2 protein-coding genes are annotated in these 1,226 nt (G+C 43.0%); both read left to right on the top strand.

Features of this window, described 5'->3' with window-relative positions; translation table 11 throughout:
* Nucleotides 1-432, top strand: a 432-nt coding sequence (locus GC093_RS27705; RefSeq protein ID WP_171655174.1) for an ABC transporter permease subunit, incomplete at its 5' end; no start/stop codon positions are given.
* Between the two features lie 21 nt (nt 433-453).
* A partial coding sequence (locus tag GC093_RS27700) for a carbohydrate ABC transporter permease (RefSeq protein WP_171655173.1) occupies nt 454-1,226 on the top strand: 773 nt, incomplete at its 3' end.

Below are 1,226 nucleotides of genomic sequence, written 5' to 3'. Positions count from 1 at the left end.
GAGTTATTCCGAAGCGTTTATATTATTTCTGAAATTTGGCAAAAGATCGGCTGGGAGTCGATTATTTATATCGCGGCTTTGATGGGCATTGATCAAGAGCAGTATGAGGCTGCTCGTATGGATGGAGCCAACCGCTGGAAACAAATTCTTAATATCACTTTGCCGGGAATTATGCCGACTATCGCTATCATGTTCATTCTGCGTATGGGTAATCTATTAAATGTAGGCTTTGAGAAAATCATCCTGCTTTACAATCCGGTTACTTACGAGACGGCAGATGTCATCTCCTCCTTCGTGTACCGGAAAGGTTTGCTGGAGTTTGGTTGGAGCTACAGCTCAGCTGTCGGGATATTCAATTCCGTGATCAACCTGATTCTGTTAATTACAGCTAACTATATAAGCCGCAAGGTGAATGAAAGCAGCCTGTGGTAAAGTAAAGGAGGGACTCATGTCATGACGAAAGATCAAAGCGTATCGAGTAAATCATTTGATGTATTGATATATGCATTACTGACAGCCTTAGTAATAGTCACGCTTTATCCGCTGCTCTATGTGGCCTTCGCATCCATCAGTGACGCTAATCAGCTAATTACACACAAAGGTCTGCTGTATAGACCGCTTGGATTTAGTATTGAGGCTTACAAAAGTGTATTTAAAAATCCCGGTATATTAACAGGATACCGAAATACTCTCTTTATTGTAGTCATGGGAGTTACCCTTAATTTGTTCATGACTGCTTTGGGAGCTTATGTGTTATCCCGTAAAAATGTGATGTGGAACAAAGTATTCATTTTCGTTATTGTGCTTACCATGTTTTTCAACGGCGGCTTGATTCCCATGTATCTGGTCGTCAAAGGCGTTGGACTGATCGACTCGTTATGGGCACCAATCATTCCGTTTGCAATCAGCACTTTTAATCTAATTATCATGCGGACTGCTTTCATGTCTGTACCGGACAGCCTTGAGGAATCGGCGAAGATCGATGGAGCTAACCATTTCACCATTTTGTTCCGTATCATCCTGCCGTTGTCGATGCCGGTTATCGCAGTAATGATCTTGTACTATGCGGTTGATAAGTGGAACGGATGGTTCTACTCTTCGATATTCATTAAGGATAGGGAGCTGTTTCCGCTGCAATTGATACTCCGCGAAATTCTGATTGCAAATCAGACAGACAGTATGGCGGCAGGTTCTAGCGCGGGCGACCAATTCCAGCTCGGAGAAAC

The organism is Paenibacillus foliorum, assembly GCF_013141765.1.
Classification (GTDB): domain Bacteria; phylum Bacillota; class Bacilli; order Paenibacillales; family NBRC-103111; genus Paenibacillus_S; species Paenibacillus_S foliorum.
The sequence above is the reverse complement of the archived record's forward strand: the minus strand, read 5'-3'. Positions and strand labels throughout refer to the sequence as shown.